This is a genomic window from Phreatobacter sp. (assembly GCF_027532945.1).
Lineage (GTDB): Bacteria > Pseudomonadota > Alphaproteobacteria > Rhizobiales > Phreatobacteraceae > Phreatobacter.
On sequence record NZ_JAPZTZ010000028.1, the window covers coordinates 79,202 to 100,694 of the forward strand.

The window sequence follows — 21,493 nt, forward strand, 5'->3', positions numbered from 1 at the left end:
CGACGGCGTGCACGGTCACGCCGACAGTCCGCATTCGTGGCGGACGGCGATCCTAAGGTGATGGGTGGCCGCATCGCGTGAAAGCGGGCTCCCCGGAATGAGGCAGAGGCCCGCCAGCCCCAGCAGGATCGCGATGATCCGCCAGCTCGATTCATGGGGAGTCGGGCAGGTCCACACGCCGTCCGAATGGCCACGGGCCAGAAGATCCGACAGGGCACCGTGCCAGCGATCCGTTGCCTCGGACGCCGCCTCGGCCAACAGAGCGTCGCTCGCCCCCATTTCGGTTGCCTCCAGCCACAGACGCCACAGGGCGTCGGCCTCGGCGCTGAAGGCCCCATCAACGAGGTCGGAGAGGACCGTGTCGGGGGCATCTCGCGAGCGGCCGGTGACCGACTGGTCGATATCCGCGACGACGACGCGCGAGAAGGCCGCGGCCCGGAGCGCCGACCAGCTGAAGTAATGCGCCAGCAGGCCCGCCGCGACACCCAGATCGGATGTGACGTCGCGGGTGGTGGCCGCCGCCAGTCCCTTGTGGAGGATGACCCGCTCGGCGGCTTCGAGGATCTGCGTGCGACGATCCGCACCTTTGAGGCGAGGCATGGGGTCTCTTGACTTTGTTGAGCGATCGCTCAATTGAGCATATGCTCAACTCTGACCCAAGGCTTGGCCCATGGCAAGGACCACCGACATCGACCTCCTGCGTTCGATCGCCCTGATCGGCATCGCCGTGGTCAACATCCCCTTCCTTGCCAGCCCCCCGACCCTGGTCCGGCCCGCGGGCGTCGATGCCGTCGTGCAGGTCCTGGTGGAATGGCTGTTCCAGGGGAAGTTCTTTATCCTGTTCTCCTTCGTCTTCGGATGGGGCTTCGCTGTCCAGATCGCCTCGGCCGAGCGGGCGGGACAGTCGGCGACCGCGCGCCTGAGCCTGCGACTGGTCGGGCTTGGGCTTCTCGGAATCGCGCATGGGCTGCTGGTCTTCGCTGGCGACATTCTCCTCCTCTATGCGCTGCTGGGGGTGGGCCTCCTCCTGTTGCGCAAGGCGTCGCAGACCGTCCTGCTTGGCGTGATGGTGGGCAGCCTCGTGCTCGGCGTGGTGAGCCTCGCGCTGCTCGGCGCCATTCTCCCCGAGCACCTCGCATCCATGCCACCGCCGCCCGCCACCGGAGGCTATCAGGGAAGCCTTGCCGACAGCATTCAGCAGCGCATGGGGGAGTGGCCGTCCGCCTTCGTCTTCATCCTGCTGTTCAATGGCCCGGTCACCTTCGCGGCCTTCACAGCCGGCCTTCTCGCGGCAAGGCTGGGGGTGATGAAGCCAGGCTCGCCGATCCATGCCCGGTTCGATCGGGCCCTGCCCTGGTTCCTGAGCGTCGGCCTCGCCTTGAACGGCGTTTATGCGGCGGCCATGGCGGGCCTGCTCGGCGAGGGACTTGGCGCTCTGGCGGGCTTCGCGTTGCTGGCCCTCGCGGCGCCCACCCTTTCCATCGCCTATCTCCTGCTGATCATCCGGGCAGCGCGGCGATGGCAAGCCGCCGACGTCATTGCGAGGCCCGGCCGCATGTCGCTGACCTGTTATGTCCTCGAGGGCGTTCTGGCGGGCCTTGTCTTCAACGGCTATGGCCTCGGGCTCTACGGCACGGTCGGGGCCATGGGCTGCCTGCTGATCGCGTTTGGCGTGGCGGCAGTGACCCACCTTGCCGCGACAGCATGGCTGCGCGCCTTCCAGGATGGACCGCTGGAGGCGATCCTGCGGTGGTGGACGCGGCTTGCCGACCGGAGGGCCGATGGCCGATGACCCTCACGGCGTGATGAGGATTGCCCCCGTCGTCGCGCGGGCTTCCGCCGCGCGGTGGGCCGCGGCCACATCCGACAGGGCGAAGCGCGCGCCGATATCCACCGTCACATGGCCCGCCGCGATGGCGGCGAAGAGCTCGGCGGCGTTCTCACGGAACACTGCCGGGTCGGCATTGTGCGGGAAGACCGAGGGGCGGGTGAGGAAGAGGCAGCCCTTCTTGTTGAGCACTTCTGGGCTGATCTCCGGCGCCGGGCCCGAGGCGGCGCCATAGGAGACCATGAGGCCGAAGGGCTGGATGCAGTCGAGCGACTTCAGGAACGTGTCCTTGCCCACCGCGTCATAGACGACGCGGGCCTTGCGCCCGCCGGTCGCGGCGAGGACGGCTTCGGGCCAGGCGGGATCGCGGTAGTCGATGGCATGGTCGGCGCCGATGCGCTTCGCCAGCGCGCATTTCTCAGGGCCGCCGGCCGTGGCGATGACCTCGGCGCCCAGCGCCTTGCCCCAGCGCACGAGGATCTGGCCGACGCCGCCCGCCGCGGAATGGACGAGGATGAGGTCGCCGGGCGCGACGCGGTGGGTCTTGCGGAGGAGATACTGCGCCGTGAGGCCCTTGAAGATCAGGCTCGCCGCCGCCTCGTCGGAGACGCTGTCGGGCAGCGTCACCAGCCTTTCGGCCGGCACGACGCGGCGGTCGGCATAGGCGCCGATGCCGGCATTGATATAGGCGACACGGTCGCCCGGCTTCAGCGTCGTCACGCCGGGGCCGACGGCCTCGACGACGCCCGCCGCCTCGTGGCCGAGCCCGGTCGGGGTGGGCAGCGGATAGATGCCGCGGCGCTGGTAAACGTCGATGAAGTTGAAGCCGATGGCGGTCTGGCGGATCTGCACCTCGCCGGGTCCGGGCGCCGCGAGCTCCAGCGTCTCGATGCCCATGACCTCCGGCTCGCCGAAGCCGTGCAGCCGAACCGCGCGCGCCTGTGCCATGGCCTGTCTCTCCCTCAAGCATTCCCGCCTCTGCCGGGCGGCGCACCCTCATGCCACGGACCTGCCGCGCCGCCAATCCGCCGGATCGCCGGCCTTGCCATCGCGGGCCCGAGCGCGGACAAAGGCGCCGGAGGATGCCCATGAGCCAGACCCGTTCCAGCCAGAACCTTGCCGTCGAGATCATCGAGGTCGCCCCCCGCGACGGCCTGCAGAACGAGAAGGTGATGGTCTCGACCGCCGACAAGATCGCGCTGGTCGAGCGCTCGGTCGCGGCCGGCTTCCGCCATGTCGAGGCGGTGTCCTTCGCCAATCCGAAGCGCGTGCCGCAGATGGCCGATGCTGAAGCGGTCATGGAGGGGCTCGTCGGGCGCCATCCCGGGCTCAACCTCATCGGCCTTGCGCTCAATGCCCGCGGCGCCGAGCGGGCGGTCGCGGCGCGCTGCACCCAGATCAATTACGTGGTGGTGGCCTCGGAGACCTTCGCCAACCGCAACCAGAACGCCTCGGTCGCCGATCTCGTGGCCGGGACCCGTGAGGTCGCGGCCATCGCCAGGGCGGCGGGCCTGCCCATGTCCGTCTCCATCGCCACCGCCTTCGGCTGCCCCTTCGACGGCGAGGTGCCGGTGGACCGGGTCATGGGCATTGTCGAAACGCTGCTGGAGAGTGACCCCTTCGACATCGGCTTTGCCGATACGATCGGCTGCGCCGTGCCGCCGCAGGTGACCGAGATGCTGGCGCGTGCGCAGGCCCTGTCGCGGATGGTGAAGTGGCGCTGCCATTTCCACGACACCCGCAACACCGGTGTCGCCAATGCCATCGCCGCGGTCATGGCCGGGGTCGACTTTCTCGATGCCTCCACGGGCGGCGTCGGCGGCTGCCCCTTCGCGCCGGCCGCAACCGGCAATGTGGCGACCGAGGACCTGCTCTATACCTTCGACCGCATGGGCATCGCCACGGGTCTCGATATCACCACGGTGATCGACACCGCGCGCTGGCTCTCTGGCGTGCTCGGCAAGCCCGTGCCCTCGGCGCTGCTCCGCGCCGGCCTGTTCCCGGCAAAGGCGGCCTGATCCATGGACCCCATCACGCTCGATGACTTGAAGGCCGCGGAGCAACTGGTGCGGCGCGCCATGCCACCGACCCCGGCCTTCGCCTGGCCACTGCTTGCGGAGCGCTTCGGCCTGGATGTGGTGGTCAAGCACGAGAACCATACGCCCACCGGCGCCTTCAAGGTTCGCGGCGGCCTGGTTTACATGGACAGGCTGGTGCGGGAGCGGCCGCACGTGCGCGGCATCGTCTCGGCGACCCGTGGCAATCACGGCCAGAGCCTCGCCTTCGCCGCCCGCAAGGCCGGGCTCGAGGCGGTCATCGTCGTGCCGCACGGCAATTCGGTCGAGAAGAATGCCGCCATGCGGGCCTTTGGCGCGACGCTGGTGGAGCATGGGCGGGACTTCGACGAGGCCCGCGACCATGCCGTGGCGCTGGCCAAGGAGCGCGGCTACGAGTTCGCCGCCTCGTTCCAGCGCGATCTTGTGCTTGGCGTTGCGACCTATGCGCTGGAACTGTTCACCGATCACCCGGACCTCGACGTCGTCTATGTGCCCATCGGCCTCGGCTCGGGCATCTGCGGCGTCATCACAGCGCGGGATCTCCTCGGCCTGAAGACGGAGGTCGTGGCGGTCGTGGCCGAGAACGCGCCGGCCTATGCGCGCTCCCTCGCGGCCGGCCATGTTGTCGAGACCAATACCGCCGCCAGCTTCGCCGATGGGATGGCGGTCCGGATCCCCAATGCCGAGGCTCTCCGCATGATCGCCACGGGGGCTGCGCGATGCGTCACCGTGGACGAGGATGCGATCGCTGCGGCCATGCGGATCTACTGGACCGACACCCACAACGCAGCCGAAGGTGCGGGAGCTGCGGCTCTCGCCGCGTTGGGACGCGAGGCTGAGGCCATGAAGGGCCGCAAGGCTGGCGTCATCCTGTCTGGCCAGAATGTCGATCTGGCCATCATGGCGGAGGTCATGGCGGGCCGGACGCCGCAGGCCGCCTGACAGGGGCCGCGACGGGTTGTCGTCTTGCGGCCGGAACCGGCCGCTCCCACCTGACAGGCGCGGAGGTATCCGATGGTTCAACTGCGCTGGCTTGTTCTCGGCCTCATTGCGCTGCCTTTCCTGGAGTTCGCCACCTTCTTCTGGGTCGCGGGCCAGATCGGCTTCTTCGGCGCCTTCTTCGGGGTCCTGCTTACCTCCTTCCTCGGCATCCTGCTGCTCAAGGGCGGGGCGAAGCTGCTGTTCTCGCAGGTCTTGCGCTCCGGCGGTGTCGTCCTCGTCTCCGGGGACGCAGCGCGTTCCGGCATGCTGACGGCCTTCGCGGGCCTGCTCCTCGCCATTCCCGGCTTCGTCACCGACATCATCGCGCTGGTGCTGCTGGTGCCGGCGATCCGAGGCCTGCTTTCCGGGCGTGCCCTGACGCCGGCTCAGCGGCCGACCCCGCCGGGCGTGGTCGATCTCGAACCCGCCGACTGGCGCGAGGAACGGCGCCCGCCGGCCACCGATCCGCGCCTCAATCCACCAGGACCCGGCTAAGCGCCGCCTTGCCCGCCGGCCCCCGCGCGTGGTAGCGAGCCCGCCACGCACCGATGCGAAACCGATGCCGCTCCGACAGCGGCGCCAGCGGAGATCCCCATGACCACCAACGGTGAACCCGCCCTCGAGGCGGCCCCGCAGCTCAACGTGCTGGCGCAGTATGTCCGCGACCTGTCGTTTGAGAACCGCAACGCCCCGCGCTCGCTGATGCCGCAGAGCGAGCAGCCGGCCATCAACATCCAGATCAACGTCAACGCCAATCCGATGAGCGAGCAGGAGTTCCAGGTGGAACTCACCATCGAGGGCGACGCCAAGACCAAGGAGCTGACGCTCTTCAAGTTCGAGCTGATCTTCGGCGGCATCTTCCGCATCGCCAACGTGCCGGAAGAGGCGATCCACCCGATCGTGCTGATCGAGTGCCCGCGCCTGCTCTTCCCCTTCGCCCGTCAGATCATCGCCAACGCCACCCGCGACGGCGGCTTCCCGCCGCTCTATCTCGACCCGGTCGATTTCGCCGCGCTCTACCGCCAGCGCATCGCGGAGCAGGGCGGTATGCCGGGTGGCCAGCAGCTCACCCAGTGAGCCAGCGCCTGACGCCTTCCGAACAAGCCGGGCTTCGCGCCCGGCTTTTTCTTTGAGCCGAACGTCATGACCGCCATCCTCGACCGCGCCGCCTTCATCCGCTCGCACACCCGGCTCATGGCCGTGCCGCATGCGCCGGAAATCGTGCTGCACCTCGCCGACGAGGCGACCGCGCTGTGGCAGAAGACCGAGGACGAGCTCGGCGAGATCGGCCTGCCGCCGCCCTTCTGGGCCTTCGCCTGGGCGGGGGGGCAAGCGCTCGCCCGCTATGTGCTCGATCATCCCGAAACGGTCGCCGGTCGGCGCGTGCTCGACGTCGCGACCGGCTCGGGCCTTGTCGCCATCGCCGCGGCTAAGTCCGGCGCGGCCGCGGTCACCGCTATCGACATCGACGCATTCTGCGAGGCGGCGGTCAGGCTCAACGCCGAGGCGAATGGCGTCGTCATCACGGCGGAGACGGGCGATGCCATCGGCCGCGATGCAGGCTTCGACGTCATCCTCGCCGGTGATGTCTGCTATGAGCGGTCGATGACCGAGACGATGATGGCCTGGCTGCAGCCGCTGGCGAAGGCGGGCCGCACCGTGCTGATCGGCGATCCCGGCCGCACCTACCTGCCGCGCCAGCACCTCGACAAGCGGGCCGAGTACATGGTGCCGGTGACGCGCGAGCTCGAGGACCTCGAGATCAAGAAGACTGCCGTCTGGGCCCTCGCCGGCGCTTAGCCGGCTGCTCGCAATTGTTTGATCGCGCCACGGAAAAGTCCGGGGATGCGCCACACTGTCGCCGTGACCATCTTGTCGATCGCGAGCGTAGACGCAGGCATCGAGACGAGGGAGGTCAGGATGACATTGACGGCAGACATTCGCCCCACTGCTTTCAAGGCACGCCCCTTCAAGGTCGTGTTCCGCCGCCATGAGGAGGTGGTCGCCGAATGGCCGGTTGCCTCGCGGCAGGCCGGCGAGGAGCGCATCGCCGAGACGCTGGGCGCTCTCGCCTGCGCCAAGTCGGCGAGAGGATCGGCGCCCAAAGGCATGCCCTGCCACGTCGGCTGAGGCGGCGGCATTGACGTGACGCGCGGGCAGGTGGAGACAGGGATCTCCACCGCCCGAGGTCCTCATCGTGACAGCATCGACCACCGAGCCGGCTCCCGCCCCGGGCGAGACGGGCCCCAGGGCGCGGCTCCCGTCGTTCTGGCAGGACGGCATCATGCGGCCCGTCCGCGCGGTGCGGGCGGCCTATGTGCCCCTGCTCATGGTCTATTTCGCCTATGGGGCGCTTGGCATCATCGACGTGTCCCGGGACATGTGGGTGAAGGAGAGCCTGTCCCTGTCTCCGGCGGAACTGGCCGGCGTTGCGGTCTGGCTCAGCCTGCCCTGGACCATCAAGATGGTCTTCGGCCAGCTGGTGGATGGCGTCGCCATCTTCGGTTCGCGGCGACGCGCCTATGTGCTGATCGGCGCCAGCTTCACCGCGACAGGCCTCATCATTCTTGCCGGCGCGGCCGGGGGCTGGTTCACGCTCTTGCCGGCGGATGATGCCTATGTGCTCGGCGCCGTCTCGATGGTGCTGGGCGCCGTCATCCAGGACGTCGTCGCCGATGCCATGTCCTCGGAGGTGGTGGATCGGGTCGATGAGACCGGCCAGCCGCGGCCCGATGCCGACATCCGCACCGATCTCGCCATGGTCCAGGTCCTCGGCCGGCTGGCGCTCGGCATCGGCATCCTCTCCGTCGCCGGGCTCTCGGGCTGGCTCGCGCACCATTTCAGCCGCGAGCACGTTTTCCTCTTCGGCCTTGCCATCCCGCTCATTTCCATCACCGGCGTAATGTTTGCCCGCGGCGAGACCGGCGAGGGCCAGCCGCTCGACTGGCGCATCCTCGGTGGGGGCCTCGCCTTCGGCACCTTCGTCGTCGCGACGGCGCTGCTGCGTGTGCCTTTCGCGCAGGAGCTGGTCTTCGTCGTCTCCATGGCGGTGGTGCTGACCATGCTGCACATGGTCACCCGCGACGTCGAGCAGAAGACGCGGCAGGCGATCATCTTCGCCTCGATCATCATCTTCGCCTTCCGCGCGACACCCGGTGTCGGCGACGGCTATTTCTGGTGGACTCTCGACGTCCTGAAATTCGACGAGGCCTTCTACGGCATCCTGCGCCAGACCTCGGCCATCATCGCCATCGGCGCCATGTGGCTGTTCTCCCGCCAGCTCACCGAATATTCCGTCACGACGGTGCTGTTCTGGATCGCCGTGGCCGGCACGATCCTGTCGCTGCCGAATATCGGCCTGTTCTACGGCCTTGCCGACTGGACCGAAGCCCATCTCGGCTTCGGCGCCCGGACCATCGCCGTGGTGGACGCGGCGACGACATCGCCCTTCGCCGATCTCGCGATGATCCCGATGCTGACGCTGATCGCCTATTACGCGCCGGACGGACGGCGGGCCACCTGGTTCGCGCTGATGGCCTCGCTGATGAACCTCGCCCTCGTCGCGGGCCAGCTGCAGACCAAGTACCTCAACCACATCTTCACGGTGAACCGCGGCCATTACGGCGAGCTCGGCGACCTCCTCATCACCGCGACGGTCATCGGCTTCGTCGTGCCCATCGCGGTGATCCTGATGTTCCGCAAGCGGGTCTGACGTCAGGCGGCGCGGCGGTAGTCGGCCTCCATGAAGACATGCCAGCTCCCGTCGGGCTGCCGCACCTGCGAGCGGAACCGATAGTGGTCGTCGGTCATCACCTCGACGATGTCCTGGTAGGTGGCGATGGTGCCGTCGCCGGAGAAGGACGGGCCGTCGGCCTGCAGGGTGAGGATGCGGCCTGATTCATCGACATCGCCGTCATAGACCCAGAGGTTCGGCATCATCGAGCCGATCCACGATCCGACATAGCGCTTCGTGGCGGGGTCATAGCCGATGGTGAGCAGCATCTTCGCCTCGCCGCCGTCCGGCATCTCGCCGGTGCCGTCGCCGAGGATCCAGAAGCCGCCGAGCGAGGTGAAGGTCTGGCGGCCCTTCAGTTTCTGGACCGGCTGGTCGGGGTCCGGCTGGCATTCGTGCTCATAGGTCCAGGTGCCGAGAAAGCGGTCGAGCCAGCGATGCTCGCCTTGCGGTTCTCCGAACATGGTCGTTCCTCCGTTGGGTCTTGGGGGGATAGGTGTTGGGGATGGATGCCGGAGCGCCGTCAGCCCTCGGCCTGGCGCTTGAGCTTCGCGAGGCCGGCCTCGAAATCCGGACCGACCATTCGCTCCATGCTGAAGACGAGGCTCATCAGCCTGGCGACGAATGGCTGGGGGCCGGACATGGCCCAGGTGACGCGCGTTCCCTCGGGGCCGGGCAACAGGGTGAATTCCGCTCGGTTATGCGCCTCGAAGGGCTTGAGGAAGTCGAGCTGGATGGCCACCGCCCGCGGCTCGGCGGAGAGGATCTCCATGCGTCCGGTGCCGACCTTGCCGTTGCCGCTCCAGCCATAGACGGCGCCGACGCCGCTCTCCGACCCCGACAGGGTCCGGGTCATGGCGGGGTCCTTGTCCTCCCAGGGCGACCAGCGCGGCCATTGGCGGAAATCGGCAATGAGCGGCTGGATGCGCTCCGGGGGAGCTGCGATCACCGTCGATCGCTCGAGGCGGAAATGATCGGGCCGCGTGGCCGCAAAGGCGAGGACGCCGCCGATGACGGCGGCAAAGGCGACGAGGGCGTAGAGCCTGCGGCGAAGTCCTCTCATGGTCGCGGTCGTCACGCCTTCGCCAGCGGATGGGCGAAGCTCCAGGCATGGCCGAAGGGATCGACCACCTGACCATAACGGTCGCCCCAGAAGGCGTCGTGGGGGGCCATGACCGAGGTGGCACCGGCCTTCATCGCCCGCTCGTACCAGGCGTCGCAGCTCTCCACCCTCAGGTGAACCGTGACGGAACTGCCGCCGATCCGCGGCGGGGCGCCAAAATTGGCACCGGGGAAGCGATGCTCCGGGAAGTCGTCGTGAAGGAAGACGTGCGACCCGTTGATGAGGAGATCGGCGTGCAGGAGCCGTTTGCCGTCCTGCGACGGCAATCGCGACAGCTCCTGCGCGCCCAGTGCCGCACCGTAGAAGGCGATGGCCTCCGCCGCGCCCTCGACATTGAGGTGGGGGATCACGGCCTTGGCGGGGAGGGCGCTGTCGGTCGTGGCGCTGTCGGTCATGGCGCTGTCGGTCATGGCGGGCTCCTTCGGAATGACGGGGTGCGGCCGGGTCGGTGCGAGGAGGTGGGCCGGCTATTTACTTAACATTTAGGTTAAGTATCGAGGCGCAAAGCGCCGCTGTCAAGCCGGGGCGGCGGCAGGACCGCCGCCTCCTCACCCCGGCGTTCAAGGGCTCAAGCCAGGACGGTTTTTCAAACGTCACGTTTTCGGGTATGATGTCCGTCGTTGCGCCCCTCGTGGCGCGAAGCAGAGAGGATTGGACCCTGTCCACCACAACCCTGCCGGGCTCGGCCGCCAGCGCGCCGCCCACCGGGACTCCCACGGCCGGCACCGCGCCCGCGGACGTCCTCAAACTCGTCCTCGACACCTTGGAAGAGAACAAGGCCGAGGAGATTCAGGCGATCGACCTCAAGGGCAAGACCTCCATCGCCGATGCGATGGTGGTGTCCTCCGGCCGTTCGCATCGTCATGTCGGCGCGCTTGCCGATTATCTGATGAAGGCGCTGAAGGAAGCCGGCGTTGCCCAGGTCCGCGTCGAGGGCCTGCCCGCCTGCGACTGGGTCCTCGTCGATGCGGGCGACGTCATCGTCCACGTCTTCCGGCCCGAGGTCCGCGCCTTCTACAATCTCGAGAAGATGTGGTCCGCCGCCCGTCCGGGCGACCGGCTCGCCGGCTGACATCCGGGACCTGAGGCGGGCGCGCCGCGGAGTGTCGATGCGGCTGTCGCCATGCGCCTGATCCTCGTCGCCGTCGGCCGTACCAAGGCGGGCCCGGAAACCGAGCTCGCCGCCCGCTACCAGGACCGCGCGGCCAAGGCCGGCAAGGCGCTTGGCTTTCGCGCGATGGAGGCGGTGACGCTCGACGAGAGCCGCGCGGCCGACGTCGCCGCGCGCAAGGCCGAAGAGGCTGCCGCCATCCGCCGCGTCCGGTCGGGCCGCCTCATCCTGCTCGACGAGCGCGGCAAGAGCCTCGGCAGCGCCGATTTCGCCGCACAGCTCGGACGCTGGAAGGATGCGTCGGAGGAGGCTGCGACCCTCGTCATCGGCGGGCCGGACGGGCTCGATCCGGCGCTGCGGGCGGAGGCCGATCTCGTGCTCTCCTTCGGCGCCATGACCTGGCCGCACCAGCTCGTGCGGGTCATGGCGATGGAGCAGCTCTACCGTGCCGTGACCATCCTCTCAGGCCATCCCTATCATCGCGTCTGAGCGGTGACCGGGCGTGTTGATGTGGATAAGGGGCGTCGGTCCGGCGCGGCCGCACTGGACATCGCGCCCCTTACGCTGTCATCGAACCTTCATTAAACTGTCACCCGTCCGTCACTGCGCGGACCCAGAACGGCGCGGTTCTTTGCCGCAAGCCGCACCGCCGCCGCAAGGCGCCCGTTGGGAGGTATTTTTCATGTTCAATCGTCGTTTCGTGCTCGCGGCCACCGCGGCAGCCATGATGGCCGCCACGCCGGCTGCCGCCCAGGTCGAGATCCAGTGGTGGCATGCCATGACCGGCGTCAACAACGACGTCGTCAACAAGCTCGCGCAGGACTTCAACGCCACCCAGACCGAATATCGCGTCGTCCCGGTCTACAAGGGCTCTTATCCCGATACGATGAATGCCGGCATTGCGGCCTTCCGCGCCGGCAACGCCCCGCACATCCTGCAGGTCTTCGAGGTCGGCACCGCCACGATGATGGCCGCCCGCGGCGCCATCAAGCCGGTGTTCCAGCTCATGGCCGAGGCCAACGAGCCCTTCGATCCGAAGGCCTACCTGCCTGCCGTCGCCGGCTACTATTCGACCTCCCGCGGCGAGATGCTGTCCTTCCCGTTCAACTCCTCATCCGCGGTGATGTGGTACAACAAGGACGCCTTCCGCCGCGCCGGCCTCAATCCGGACGTGCCGCCGAAGACCTGGCCGGAAGTGTTCGAAGCGGCCAAGAAGCTGCGTGCTGCCGGCTTCGACAAGTGCGGCTTCTCCTCGGCCTGGATCACCTGGCTGAACCTGGAGCAGTTCTCGCTCTGGCATAACGTGCCGCTCGCCAGCCGGGCTAACGGCATCGACGGCTTCGACACGGAACTGCGCTTCAACTCGGCCCTTCACGTCCGCCATCTGCAGAACCTCATCGAGCTGCAGCGCGACAACACCTTCTCCTATTCGGGCCGCACCAATACCGGCGAGGGCCGCTTCACCTCCGGCGAGTGCCCGATCTTCCTGACCTCCTCGGGCTTCTACGGCAACGTCAAGGCGAACGCGAAGTTCGACTGGGCCAATGCGCCGATGCCCTATTATCCGGATGCTGCCGGTGCCCCGCAGAACTCGACTCTGGGTGGCGCCTCGCTGTGGGTGATGGGCGGCAAGCCGGCGGCCGAATATCGCGGCGTCGCCAAATTCTTCGCCTTCCTGTCGCAGACCGACCGTCAGGCGCGTCTCCACACCGACTCGGGCTACCTGCCGATCACGCTGGCGGCCTACGAGCAGGTGAAGGCCTCCGGTTTCTACCGCGAGAACCCCTATCTCGAGACGCCGATCCTGCAGCTGAACAACAAGCCGCCGACCGAGAACTCCCGCGGCCTGCGTCTCGGCAACATGGTGCAGATGCGTGATGTCTGGGCCGAGGAGATCGAGGCGGCGCTGGCCGGCCAGAAGAGCGCCCAGGCGGCTCTCGACGCCGCCGTGTCGCGCGGCAACACCATGCTCCGGCAGTTCGAGCGTACGGTTTCGCGCTGAACTTACTGTGTCTATCGGATCGGGGCGGGCCCTCAGCCCGCCCCGGTGCCGTCTGAGGGGATCGTCATGGAAAAGCGCGTCGTTTTCGACGGCAAGATCCTGCCCTACGCGCTGCTGATGCCGCAGCTCCTCATCACCATCATCTTCTTCTACTGGCCTGCGGCTCAGGCGGTCTGGCAGTCCTTCCTGATCCAGGATGCCTTCGGCCTGTCCACCGAGTTCGTCTGGCTTGAGAACTACGCCGTCCTCTTCGCCAATCCCGACTACTACCGGTCGATGCTGACGACGCTGGTCTTCTCGACCCTCGTCACCGTTTTCTCGCTGTCGCTGTCGCTGTTGCTGGCGGTGCAAGCCGACAAGCAGATCAAAGGGGCGAGCGGCTACAAGACCTTCCTGATGTGGCCCTATGCCGTCGCCCCGGCCATTGCCGGCGTGCTCTGGCTCTTCATGTTCCAGCCGTCCCTCGGCCTCGTCGCGCAGGCCATCCGCGCGCTCGGCTTCGACTGGAACCCGCAGCTCAACGCCAATCACGCCATGGCGCTGGTGGTCATGGCGGCGACCTGGAAGCAGATCAGCTACAATTTCCTGTTCTTCCTCGCCGGCCTGCAGTCGATCCCGAAGAGCGTCATCGAGGCCGCGGCCATCGACGGCGCCCGTCCCGTCCGGCGCTTCTGGACCGTGATCTTCCCGCTCCTGTCGCCGACCACCTTCTTCCTGCTGGTCGTGAACATCGTCTACGTCTTCTTCGACACGTTCGGCATCATCGATTCCGTCACCGGTGGCGGTCCCGCTCAGGGCACCACGACGCTGGTCTACAAGGTCTTCTCCGACGGCCGCCTCGGCGGCGACCTCGGCGGTTCCGCCGCCCAGTCGGTTGTCCTGATGGTGCTGGTGATCGGGCTGACCGCCATCCAGTTCCGCTACATCGAGCGCAAGGTCCAGTACTGATGGTCGAGCGCCAGAGCTTCTTCTCGTTCCTGCCCCACCTGATCCTCGCTCTCGGGATCCTCGTCGTGGCCTTCCCGGTCTATGTGGCCTTCGTCGCCTCGACCTGGGACCCCGCGACCATCTCCAACGGCACGATGCCGCTGAGGCCCGGCCCCTATTTCCTCGAGAACTACCGCCAGACGTTGTTCGAGGGCACGGCGCGCTCCTCGCGCTCGCCGGTTGGCCTGATGATGCTGAACAGCCTGGTGATGGCGCTCACGATTGCCATCGGCAAGATCGCCATCTCCATCATCTCGGCCTTCGCCATTGTCTATTTCCGCTTCCCCTTCCGGATGACGGCCTTCTGGGTGATCTTCGTTACGCTCATGCTGCCGGTCGAGGTGCGCATCTACCCGACCTACAAGATCGTCGCCGATCTCGGCCTGCTCGACAGCTATATGGGCCTCACCGTGCCGCTCATCGCCTCGGCTACGGCGACCCTGCTGTTCCGCCAGTTTTTCATGACTGTGCCGGATGAGCTGGTCGAGGCCTCGAAGATCGACGGCGCCGGGCCGATGCAGTTCTTCCGCGACACGCTGCTGCCGCTTTCCATCACCACGGTCGCCGCCCTGTTCGTCATCCAGTTCATCTACGGCTGGAACCAGTATCTCTGGCCGCTGCTGATCACGACGCGCGAGGGCATGCAGACCATCGTCATCGGCATCAAGAAGATGATCGTGACGCAGGACGCGCTGACCGAATGGCAGATCGCCATGGCCACGGCGGTGCTGGCGATGCTGCCGCCGGTGCTGGTTGTCATCATCATGCAACGGCTCTTTGTGAAGGGCCTGGTCGAGACCGAGAAGTAAGGGACCACCATCCATGAGCGAGGTCGTTCTCGACCAGATCCGCAAGGTCTATGCCGGCAATGTCGAGGCCGTGCGCGGCGTCGACATCCATGTGCCCGACGGCGCCTTCTGTGTGCTTGTCGGCCCGTCGGGCTGCGGCAAGTCCACGCTGCTGCGCATGATCGCGGGGCTGGAGACCATCACCTCCGGCGAGTGCCGCATCGGCTCGCGCCGGGTCAACGAGCTGGAGCCGGCCGAGCGCGACATCGCCATGGTGTTCCAGAACTACGCGCTCTATCCGCACATGAGCGTCTACGACAACATGGCCTATGGCCTGCGCAACCGCGGCACGGCGAAGGATGAGATCGATGCGCGGGTGAAGGAAGCCGCCCGCATCCTCGAGATCACGCCCTTCCTCGACCGCAAGCCGCGGCAGCTCTCCGGCGGCCAGCGCCAGCGCGTCGCCATGGGCCGCGCCATCGTGCGCAAGCCGCAGGTCTTCCTGTTCGACGAACCGCTCTCCAACCTCGACGCCAAGCTACGCATCCAGATGCGCGTCGAGATCAAGAAGCTGCAGCGCGCGCTCGGCGTCACCTCGGTCTATGTGACCCATGACCAGCTGGAGGCGATGACGCTCGCCGACGTGCTGGTGGTGATGAACAAGGGCGAGGTCGAACAAGTGGGTGCGCCGCTCGACCTCTATGAAAAGCCGGCCTCGACCTTCGTCGCGAGTTTCATCGGCGCGCCGCCGATGAACCTCATTCCGGTCGCCGGCGGTCCCGGCGGCATCGCCACCGACGGCCTCACGGGCGGCGCCGGCCTGCCGGTTCCCGCTGCCGGCGCCATTCTCGGCATCCGGCCGGAGCATCTCCATCTCGCCACTGGCCCGCTGCCCGATGGTGGCGTCGGCATCACCTTCCCCGTCTCGGCGGTGGAGGCGGTGGGATCGGAGACCTTCGTCTACGGGCCGATCGGCGGCACGGGACAGGACATGATCGCCCGCCTGCCGGGCAAGGCGCTGCTCGACGCGGGCACGGCCATGTCGGTTTTTGCCCTGCGCGAGAACCTGCACCTGTTCGACAAGGATACCGGCAAGCGCATCGGCTGAGGACGGCCGGCGCGCGCCGCGCCACCGCTCCTTGAAGGGGCGAGGCAGCATCGCCATATTCGGAAAGCGCCGGTGCCGTCCGGCGTGCCGGGTGCCTTCGGGGCCCGGTCGATGTCGCTCTTCCGAGGACCTCGTCCATGTCGCGCGTGCCGTCTCTCTCCTCGCCGTTCCTCCTTGGTTTCGACCAGCTGGAACGGGTCCTGGACCGGGTCGCCAAAGGTGCCGAGGGCTATCCGCCCTACAATATCGAGCGGATCGCCGCGACGCCGACGCAAGCCGAACGCCTGCGCATCACCCTCGCGGTTGCCGGCTTCACGCGCCAGCAGCTCGAGGTCACCGTCGAAGAGAACCAGTTGCTCATCCGCGGCCGCCAGCAGGAGGACACGGAAGGGCGCGACTTCATCCATCGCGGCATCGCCGCCCGCCAGTTCCAGCGCGCCTTCGTGCTTGCCGACGGGATGGAGGTCATGGGAGCCGACCTGAAGAACGGGCTTCTGTCGATCGATCTGGCCCGCCCGGAGCCCGAGCGGATCGTGCGGCGGATCGACATCGCGACGCAGGACTGACCCTGCACCGCAACCTGCCTTTGAAGGAGGTTCGAGCATGAACGACCGTTCCCCCATCGCCCCCGAGATCCTCGCCCAGCTGGGCGTGGCCAAGGTGGCTTATGTCAAATCGATGCGGTCCGACGATTTCTCCCGCGCCTTCCCGCAGGCGCCGGCCCTGCCGCCGGGGATCGACCTCTTCGCCCTCGTCTCCGCCGACGGCACGCCGATCATGGTGACTGACCGCCGCGAGGACGCGGTGGCGAATGCCTGGGAGAACGAGCTGGAGACGGTCAGCCTGCACTGACCGATGGTGAGGCGCCACGGCTCAGCCGGTCGCGGCGGAGGCCTCGCGAACCTGCCAGAAGCGCAAGACGCGCATGGCCGTGCCGGAGGTCAGTTTCTGATAGCTGTCGCGCGCCTCCTCAAGGCCCGCGGCAGAGGAGCCGGCACTGCCGTGGCGCGCTGCCAGCACCGCCTTGACCGTCGGCCAGGACAGGCCGGCGCAGCGGGCGATGATGAGGATCGGGTCCGGCCGGTCGCCGAGGAACAGCCGCTCGACCAGTTCGATGGGCACGCCGCTGAGCACCGACAGGGCGCAGAGCGTCTCGTCCGTCTTGCCCTCTTCGGCATAGGCCCGAAGCTCGGCCTCGCCGAGCGCGCCCCGGCCATGCTGGACGACGATGGCGCGGTGAGTGGCCGTATAGTCGCGGCCGGGGCCTGCCGTGCCCACCGCGATGCGGTCGGCGACGCCGGCGATGGCGCCGGACAGATGCACCTTCTCGCGCGGCGAGGAGGAGGCGACGAGGCGCTTCCTCACCTCCTCGCGCGCGGTGGCGAGAATAACGCGGAACAGATAGGGCGGGATGTCCTTGCGCAGGCCGACGGCCTCCGCCAGCACGTCGTCGCCCTTCGACTTCTCCACCAGCGCATCATAGGTCTTCGGCGAGAAGCGGGCGCCCTCGTTGGCGGCGACCGAGCGGGCGACGCGGGCATCGCCCCGTTCCACCAGCACATCGGTGACGGTCTCGCCGACCGAGGCACGGCCGGCGATGGCCAGCATGTGCTCCTGGCTCTTGGTGCGGGCGATATCGGCGAGGATCGTGTCGTCGAGCTGGGCCGAGAGGAGAAGGATCGGTCGGGCGACGTCGATCTCGTCGGCCTGGGCCAGCGAGCGAAGCACCGTCTTCGGCGCGCTCATCACCGGCGCGAGGCGCTCGGCAAGCTCCTGGCGCACTGCCAGTTCCATGGAATCCGACAGGCGCATGATGACGTCGTCGAAGAGCGCGACCTGCTCCTCGGTGAACCGGTCGGCATCATGAAGGAAAAGGTCGGTGACACGGCGCAGCGTCTCGACCCGGCGATGGCTGGCGCCGCTCGAGAGCGCATCTTCCAATTCGGCGATGATGGAGGCCGGGGGCATCGCGGATCACAGGTCCCAGACTGCGGCGGATGAACGTCACGGCAGCCTAGTGCCGGGGCCTTAAGAAGCTGTTGCGGGCGACCGGCGGATCGTGGGGCAAGCGATGAATTCACGCTGCGGAGGGAGGGGCCGGAGGGCTCACGCGACCTCCGTCGAACGGCGCTGAAAAAACTCACAGGGTCGCTTGAAGGCGGAAAAGAAATGTGCGAAAGACGCGCTCCTCACGCGGGGCCACCCGCTGGAGACCCTGCGGACGGCCCACCGTCCGCATGGCTCGCGAGAGCCGGATTGGGGCCATAGCTCAGCTGGGAGAGCGCTTGCATGGCATGCAAGAGGTCGGCGGTTCGATCCCGCCTGGCTCCACCAAATCCTTCCATCTGATACCGCCTCCATCGCAGCACCCTTGCCTTGCACGGCCATGCGCTGATGCGGGCCGGAAAAGGTGCTAAGTCCGCGCCATGGCGAGGCTGTGATGACGACTCTTTCACCTCCGGCCGGGACGATATCGGCGATCGGCGCGGAGCGGCGGCTCCTGGCGCAGATCTCGCTCGCCCATTGGGTGAGCCATGTGCACATCATGGTCGTGCCGGCGCTTCTGCCGTTGCTGCCCGGCCATTTCGGCCGCAGCTTCCTCGAGATCGGTGCTGCACTCACCGTCTTCAATCTCGTCTCGCTGGTGGTCCAGGGCCCGATGGGCCTTGTCTGCGACCGTTTCGGCCATCGCCGGGTTCTCACCGCCGGCCTCGTGCTGGGCGGGTCGAGCTTCCTCATGCTGGCGGTCATGCCGAGCTATCCGATGCTCATCGTGGCGATGGCGGCGGCGGGCTTGGCCAATGGCGTCTATCACCCCGCCGATTACGCGCTGCTCGCCCGCGGCGTGGACGGCACCCGCATGGGCCGCGCCTTCTCCCTCCACACCTTCGCGGGCTATCTCGGCACGGCCATGGCGCCGGTGCTGCTGCTCGGCACGGCGGCGCTCGCAGGCGTTCCTGCGGCCTTCACCCTCGCCGGCCTTGCCGGTCTCCTCGCGGCGCTGCCGGTAGGTCTCAGCCGCGAGCCGGCTGTTTCGCCTGCGCCGTCCAAGGCGGCCGGCGACACCAAGGCGAGCGCGCCCCGGCGCCGGCTCATCACCGGCGCGGTGGTGTCGCTCATGGCCATGTTCATGCTGCTGAGCCTGTCGACCGGCGGCATCTCGTCCTTCTCGGCCTCGGCCCTCGTCATGGGCTATGGCATCGACCTCGCCGGGGCCAACACGGCGCTTACGCTGTTCCTGTTCATGAGCGCGATGGGTGTGCTGGCAGGCGGCTTCGTCGCCGATCGGACGACGCGGCATGGGCTCGTTGCGGCGGGCGCCTATCTCTGCACCGCGGTGATCGCCGCGACCCTCGCCGTCACCCAGCCGCCGCTGTTGACAGTGACCGCGATGCTCGGGCTCGCCGGCTTCCTGTCCGGGATCATCACGCCGTCACGCGACATGCTGGTGCGCGCCGCCGCCCCGAAGGGCTCGGAGGGCGTGGTCTTCGGCATTGTCTCGACCGGCTTCAACCTCGGCGGGCTTGTCGGCCCGCTGCTCTATGCGGCGCTGCTCGACCGCAGCCTGCCCACGGCGATCTTCGCCGTCGCGGCCGGCTTCATGCTCTGCACCGTGGTCCTGACGCTCATCCAGGATCGCCGCAAAAACACGCCCTCACCGGGCTAGCCGGCGGGTGGCTCGGAGTCCTTCGTGCCGGGCTTGGGGAACATCCCCGAGCCCGGGGTCTTGTCGGGATCGATGAGGCCAGGCCGTGCATGCGGTCCCTCGGGGGGCGCAGGGGGCTTGGCCGGTTTTGGCTCGGGCGGGATGGCGTCAGGGGGCATCTTGCTCATGCCCTGACAATGCCGGGCTCGGTCTCCCTGTTCCCTCGTCTCAGCGGATCTCGGCGGGCATCGGGCCGCGGAGCGCGCGCAGCGCGTTGAGGATCACCGCCACGTCGATCACCTCCTGCAACAGCGCGCCCTGGACCGGCGCGATGAGGCCGAAGGCGGCGGCCACCATGGCCACCAGCGACAGGCCGATGCCGGCGACGACGCTCTGGAGTGCAATGGCGCGGGCGCGGCGGGCGATGATGAGCGCTTCCCGCAGCCGCGAGAGCTGGTCCACCAGCAGCACGACATCGGCGGTTTCGGCAGCGGCGGCCGAGCCCGTCGCGCCCATGGCGAGGCCGATTTCGGCTGCCGCCAGCGCAGGCGCATCGTTGACGCCGTCGCCCACCATCATCACCGCGCCGTGGCGGCGCTCGGCGATCACCACCGCCACCTTGTCGGCCGGGGTCTGCTCGGAGCGGATCTCGTCCACGGGAAGGTCCGCCGCGAGCGCCTCGGCGACGCCGGCGCGGTCGCCGGTGGCGAGCACGATGCGCTTCAGCCCCTCGGCGCGCAGCGCATCGAGCAGGGCGTGCGAGCCGGCGCGCAGCTCGTCCACCATCAGGAAGCCCCCGGCGAGACGGCCATCGACGCTCACCGCGACGACGACGCCGGTGCCGTCGCGCAGGCGGCGGAGGTTGTCGGCGGCCTCGGCGTCGCCCGAACCGAGATCGGCGCGGGCCGCGGCATAGGCGATGCCGCCGACGCTGACGCGCCGCCCTTCCACCGTAGCCGTCACGCCCTCGCCCGGTATCTCCTCCGCCGCCTGCGGGACGGCGAGGGCGATGTCCCGCGCCTCCGCCTCGGCGACGAGCCGGCGGGCCAGAACATGCTGCGAGGCCTGGTCGGCGGAGGCAGCGAGACGCAGCAGCTCGCGCGGCGATATCCCGTCGAAGACCAGCTCCGAGGTGATGCGCGGCCGGCCATGGGTGAGTGTGCCGGTCTTGTCGAGCACCAGAACGTTGATCCGCGCCAGCGATTCCAGCGCCTTGCCGCCCTTGACGAGGATGCCGCGCGCCGCGGCGCGCGACAGGCCGGCGACGAGCGCCACCGGCACGGCGAGGATGAGCGGGCAGGGGGTCGCCACCACCAGCACGGCCACCGCGCGGACGGGATCGCCGCTGAGGATATAGGCGGCGATGGCCAGCGCCACCGTGACGGCCAGGAAGACCATGGCGTAGCGGTCGGCGAGGCGCGACATCGGCGCCTTGGAGGCTTCCGCCGCCGCGACGAGACGGACGATGCCGGCCAGCGTGCTGTCGCTGGCGAGCCGGTCCGCCCGCATGTCGAAAGGCGCGCCGACATTGATCGAGCCGGAAATGAGCTGTTCGCCATGACGGCGCTGGGCTGGCACGGATTCGCCGGTGATGGCGGCCTCGTCGATCACAGCGAGATTGCCGAGAACCGTGCCGTCGACGGGAACGGTCTCGCCCTGGCGGATCAGCAGGCGATTGCCAATAGCGACGGCGTCGAGGCTGACCTCTTCAAGGCCGGCGGAGCCATAGCGGCGGGTGCTGCGCGGGGCGCGGGCGAGGAGGGCCACCATGTCGCGGCGGGCGCGGCGCTCGGCGAAGGCCTCGAGGCTCTGGCCGCCAGCATACATGAGGGCGACGACGGCCGCCGCCAGCGTCTCGCCGATGGCCAGCGCCGCGCTCATGGAGAGCAGGGCGACGACGTCGAGGCCGACCTCGCCGCGCCTGAGGCTGGCGACGATTTCCGCCACGAGCGCGGCGATCACCACGAGGGTGGCGATCGTGAAGGCTGGCCTCGCGAGATCGGGGGCTCCGAGGGCGGGGGCAGCGAGGCCCACCGCCAGGCCCGTGGCCGGAACGGCGAGCAGGGCCGTCTTGATCCATCCCGACGCCATGACCGCCCCCCGCTGTCGCTGACCTTGGGCTACCAGCG

General features: G+C 68.2%; 24 protein-coding genes and 1 tRNA gene. 18 read left to right on the forward strand and 7 right to left on the reverse strand.

The window, feature by feature from the left end:
- Window positions 1–15: 15 nt before the first annotated feature.
- Window positions 16–600, reverse strand: coding sequence for a TetR family transcriptional regulator C-terminal domain-containing protein (locus tag O9344_RS18005; protein WP_298480646.1), 585 nt, complete (start codon window positions 598–600; stop codon window positions 16–18).
- 70 nt (window positions 601–670) lie between these two features.
- Here O9344_RS18005 and O9344_RS18010 point away from each other — a divergent pair, with 70 nt between their 5' ends.
- Window positions 671–1,792 (forward strand): DUF418 domain-containing protein, encoded by a 1,122-nt coding sequence (locus O9344_RS18010; RefSeq protein WP_298480649.1) that lies wholly within the window; start codon window positions 671–673, stop codon window positions 1,790–1,792.
- 3 nt (window positions 1,793–1,795) lie between these two features.
- Here the strand turns inward: O9344_RS18010 and O9344_RS18015 are convergent, their stop codons facing one another.
- A complete protein-coding gene (locus tag O9344_RS18015) occupies window positions 1,796–2,776 on the reverse strand; it encodes a quinone oxidoreductase (protein ID WP_298480652.1) in 981 nt (326 codons plus the stop codon).
- 140 nt (window positions 2,777–2,916) lie between these two features.
- Between O9344_RS18015 and O9344_RS18020 the strand changes: the two genes are divergently transcribed.
- The 7 genes from O9344_RS18020 to O9344_RS18050 all read left to right on the forward strand — a co-directional run bounded on the left by O9344_RS18020 (window position 2,917) and on the right by O9344_RS18050 (window position 8,578).
- Window positions 2,917–3,846, forward strand: coding sequence for a hydroxymethylglutaryl-CoA lyase (locus O9344_RS18020; RefSeq protein WP_298480654.1), 930 nt, complete (start codon window positions 2,917–2,919; stop codon window positions 3,844–3,846).
- A 3-nt stretch (window positions 3,847–3,849) separates the two neighbouring features.
- A complete protein-coding gene (locus O9344_RS18025; RefSeq protein WP_298480657.1) occupies window positions 3,850–4,827 on the forward strand; it encodes a threonine dehydratase in 978 nt (325 codons plus the stop codon).
- Window positions 4,828–4,899: 72 nt separating this feature from the next.
- On the forward strand, window positions 4,900–5,361 hold the full coding sequence (locus O9344_RS18030) for an FxsA family protein (RefSeq protein ID WP_298480660.1): 462 nt from the start codon (window positions 4,900–4,902) through the stop codon (window positions 5,359–5,361).
- Window positions 5,362–5,460: 99 nt separating this feature from the next.
- Window positions 5,461–5,943, forward strand: a complete 483-nt coding sequence (gene secB, locus O9344_RS18035; protein ID WP_298480663.1) for a protein-export chaperone SecB — start codon at window positions 5,461–5,463, stop codon at window positions 5,941–5,943.
- A 66-nt stretch (window positions 5,944–6,009) separates the two neighbouring features.
- Window positions 6,010–6,666 (forward strand): methyltransferase, encoded by a 657-nt coding sequence (locus tag O9344_RS18040; protein ID WP_298480666.1) that lies wholly within the window; start codon window positions 6,010–6,012, stop codon window positions 6,664–6,666.
- Between the two features lie 120 nt (window positions 6,667–6,786).
- Window positions 6,787–6,996 (forward strand): hypothetical protein, encoded by a 210-nt coding sequence (locus O9344_RS18045; protein WP_298480669.1) that lies wholly within the window; start codon window positions 6,787–6,789, stop codon window positions 6,994–6,996.
- A gap of 67 nt (window positions 6,997–7,063) precedes the next feature.
- Window positions 7,064–8,578 (forward strand): hypothetical protein, encoded by a 1,515-nt coding sequence (locus O9344_RS18050; protein ID WP_298480671.1) that lies wholly within the window; start codon window positions 7,064–7,066, stop codon window positions 8,576–8,578.
- 2 nt (window positions 8,579–8,580) lie between these two features.
- On the opposite strand, the gene O9344_RS18055 is transcribed toward O9344_RS18050, so the two are convergent.
- Genes O9344_RS18055 through O9344_RS18065 form a run of 3 tightly spaced genes read right to left on the reverse strand, consistent with a single transcriptional unit; the run spans window position 8,581 to window position 10,132 of the window.
- Window positions 8,581–9,063, reverse strand: coding sequence for a DUF1579 domain-containing protein (locus O9344_RS18055; RefSeq protein WP_298480673.1), 483 nt, complete (start codon window positions 9,061–9,063; stop codon window positions 8,581–8,583).
- Between the two features lie 59 nt (window positions 9,064–9,122).
- Window positions 9,123–9,662, reverse strand: a complete 540-nt coding sequence (locus O9344_RS18060; RefSeq protein WP_298480676.1) for an SRPBCC family protein — start codon at window positions 9,660–9,662, stop codon at window positions 9,123–9,125.
- An 11-nt stretch (window positions 9,663–9,673) separates the two neighbouring features.
- Complete coding sequence (locus tag O9344_RS18065) at window positions 9,674–10,132, reverse strand: VOC family protein (protein WP_298480678.1); 459 nt, start codon at window positions 10,130–10,132, stop codon at window positions 9,674–9,676.
- 221 nt (window positions 10,133–10,353) lie between these two features.
- Between O9344_RS18065 and rsfS the strand changes: the two genes are divergently transcribed.
- From rsfS to O9344_RS18105, 8 genes are all read left to right on the forward strand, one after another.
- Complete coding sequence (rsfS, locus tag O9344_RS18070; protein WP_298480680.1) at window positions 10,354–10,794, forward strand: ribosome silencing factor; 441 nt, start codon at window positions 10,354–10,356, stop codon at window positions 10,792–10,794.
- A 51-nt stretch (window positions 10,795–10,845) separates the two neighbouring features.
- Entirely contained in the window at window positions 10,846–11,322 is a 477-nt protein-coding gene (gene rlmH / locus O9344_RS18075) for a 23S rRNA (pseudouridine(1915)-N(3))-methyltransferase RlmH (protein ID WP_298480682.1), read from the forward strand.
- Window positions 11,323–11,515: 193 nt separating this feature from the next.
- Complete coding sequence (ugpB, locus tag O9344_RS18080) at window positions 11,516–12,835, forward strand: sn-glycerol-3-phosphate ABC transporter substrate-binding protein UgpB (RefSeq protein ID WP_298480684.1); 1,320 nt, start codon at window positions 11,516–11,518, stop codon at window positions 12,833–12,835.
- A 66-nt stretch (window positions 12,836–12,901) separates the two neighbouring features.
- Entirely contained in the window at window positions 12,902–13,783 is an 882-nt protein-coding gene (gene ugpA, locus O9344_RS18085) for a sn-glycerol-3-phosphate ABC transporter permease UgpA (RefSeq protein WP_298480686.1), read from the forward strand.
- Complete coding sequence (gene ugpE / locus O9344_RS18090; protein WP_298480687.1) at window positions 13,783–14,631, forward strand: sn-glycerol-3-phosphate ABC transporter permease UgpE; 849 nt, start codon at window positions 13,783–13,785, stop codon at window positions 14,629–14,631. The genes ugpA and ugpE overlap by 1 nt, the downstream gene beginning before the upstream one ends.
- A gap of 13 nt (window positions 14,632–14,644) precedes the next feature.
- Window positions 14,645–15,718, forward strand: a complete 1,074-nt coding sequence (locus O9344_RS18095; protein ID WP_298480689.1) for a sn-glycerol-3-phosphate import ATP-binding protein UgpC — start codon at window positions 14,645–14,647, stop codon at window positions 15,716–15,718.
- Window positions 15,719–15,855: 137 nt separating this feature from the next.
- The gene (locus O9344_RS18100; RefSeq protein WP_298480691.1) at window positions 15,856–16,284 is read left to right on the forward strand and encodes an Hsp20 family protein; all 429 of its coding nucleotides are present in this window, start codon (window positions 15,856–15,858) and stop codon (window positions 16,282–16,284) included.
- Window positions 16,285–16,321: 37 nt separating this feature from the next.
- A complete protein-coding gene (locus tag O9344_RS18105) occupies window positions 16,322–16,570 on the forward strand; it encodes a DUF1150 domain-containing protein (RefSeq protein ID WP_108175695.1) in 249 nt (82 codons plus the stop codon).
- Window positions 16,571–16,591: 21 nt separating this feature from the next.
- Here the strand turns inward: O9344_RS18105 and O9344_RS18110 are convergent, their stop codons facing one another.
- A complete protein-coding gene (locus O9344_RS18110; protein ID WP_298480694.1) occupies window positions 16,592–17,686 on the reverse strand; it encodes a DUF2336 domain-containing protein in 1,095 nt (364 codons plus the stop codon).
- A 290-nt stretch (window positions 17,687–17,976) separates the two neighbouring features.
- Between O9344_RS18110 and O9344_RS18115 the strand changes: the two genes are divergently transcribed.
- Window positions 17,977–18,052: transfer RNA gene (locus O9344_RS18115), tRNA-Ala, on the forward strand.
- Between the two features lie 106 nt (window positions 18,053–18,158).
- Window positions 18,159–19,385: an MFS transporter gene (locus O9344_RS18120; RefSeq protein ID WP_298480696.1), complete on the forward strand. Its 1,227-nt coding sequence runs from the start codon at window positions 18,159–18,161 to the stop codon at window positions 19,383–19,385.
- A gap of 207 nt (window positions 19,386–19,592) precedes the next feature.
- Here O9344_RS18120 and O9344_RS18125 read toward each other — a convergent pair whose 3' ends face one another.
- On the reverse strand, window positions 19,593–21,455 hold the full coding sequence (locus O9344_RS18125; RefSeq protein ID WP_298480698.1) for a heavy metal translocating P-type ATPase: 1,863 nt from the start codon (window positions 21,453–21,455) through the stop codon (window positions 19,593–19,595).
- Window positions 21,456–21,493 lie beyond the last annotated feature (38 nt).

Bases quoted from the DNA above. Each gene is read 5' to 3' on its own strand.
- O9344_RS18005 (WP_298480646.1), bottom strand. From the start codon at position 600: ATGCCTCGCCTCAAAGGTGCGGATCGTCGCACGCAGATCCTCGAAGCC.
- O9344_RS18010 (WP_298480649.1), top strand. From the start codon at position 671: ATGGCAAGGACCACCGACATCGACCTCCTGCGTTCGATCGCCCTGATC.
- O9344_RS18015 (WP_298480652.1), bottom strand. From the start codon at position 2,776: ATGGCACAGGCGCGCGCGGTTCGGCTGCACGGCTTCGGCGAGCCGGAG.
- O9344_RS18020 (WP_298480654.1), top strand. From the start codon at position 2,917: ATGAGCCAGACCCGTTCCAGCCAGAACCTTGCCGTCGAGATCATCGAG.
- O9344_RS18025 (WP_298480657.1), top strand. From the start codon at position 3,850: ATGGACCCCATCACGCTCGATGACTTGAAGGCCGCGGAGCAACTGGTG.
- O9344_RS18030 (WP_298480660.1), top strand. From the start codon at position 4,900: ATGGTTCAACTGCGCTGGCTTGTTCTCGGCCTCATTGCGCTGCCTTTC.
- secB (WP_298480663.1), top strand. From the start codon at position 5,461: ATGACCACCAACGGTGAACCCGCCCTCGAGGCGGCCCCGCAGCTCAAC.
- O9344_RS18040 (WP_298480666.1), top strand. From the start codon at position 6,010: ATGACCGCCATCCTCGACCGCGCCGCCTTCATCCGCTCGCACACCCGG.
- O9344_RS18045 (WP_298480669.1), top strand. From the start codon at position 6,787: ATGACATTGACGGCAGACATTCGCCCCACTGCTTTCAAGGCACGCCCC.
- O9344_RS18055 (WP_298480673.1), bottom strand. From the start codon at position 9,063: ATGTTCGGAGAACCGCAAGGCGAGCATCGCTGGCTCGACCGCTTTCTC.
- O9344_RS18060 (WP_298480676.1), bottom strand. From the start codon at position 9,662: ATGAGAGGACTTCGCCGCAGGCTCTACGCCCTCGTCGCCTTTGCCGCC.
- O9344_RS18065 (WP_298480678.1), bottom strand. From the start codon at position 10,132: ATGACCGACAGCGCCATGACCGACAGCGCCACGACCGACAGCGCCCTC.
- rlmH (WP_298480682.1), top strand. From the start codon at position 10,846: ATGCGCCTGATCCTCGTCGCCGTCGGCCGTACCAAGGCGGGCCCGGAA.
- ugpB (WP_298480684.1), top strand. From the start codon at position 11,516: ATGTTCAATCGTCGTTTCGTGCTCGCGGCCACCGCGGCAGCCATGATG.
- ugpA (WP_298480686.1), top strand. From the start codon at position 12,902: ATGGAAAAGCGCGTCGTTTTCGACGGCAAGATCCTGCCCTACGCGCTG.
- ugpE (WP_298480687.1), top strand. From the start codon at position 13,783: ATGGTCGAGCGCCAGAGCTTCTTCTCGTTCCTGCCCCACCTGATCCTC.
- O9344_RS18095 (WP_298480689.1), top strand. From the start codon at position 14,645: ATGAGCGAGGTCGTTCTCGACCAGATCCGCAAGGTCTATGCCGGCAAT.
- O9344_RS18100 (WP_298480691.1), top strand. From the start codon at position 15,856: ATGTCGCGCGTGCCGTCTCTCTCCTCGCCGTTCCTCCTTGGTTTCGAC.
- O9344_RS18105 (WP_108175695.1), top strand. From the start codon at position 16,322: ATGAACGACCGTTCCCCCATCGCCCCCGAGATCCTCGCCCAGCTGGGC.
- O9344_RS18110 (WP_298480694.1), bottom strand. From the start codon at position 17,686: ATGCCCCCGGCCTCCATCATCGCCGAATTGGAAGATGCGCTCTCGAGC.
- O9344_RS18120 (WP_298480696.1), top strand. From the start codon at position 18,159: ATGACGACTCTTTCACCTCCGGCCGGGACGATATCGGCGATCGGCGCG.
- O9344_RS18125 (WP_298480698.1), bottom strand. From the start codon at position 21,455: ATGGCGTCGGGATGGATCAAGACGGCCCTGCTCGCCGTTCCGGCCACG.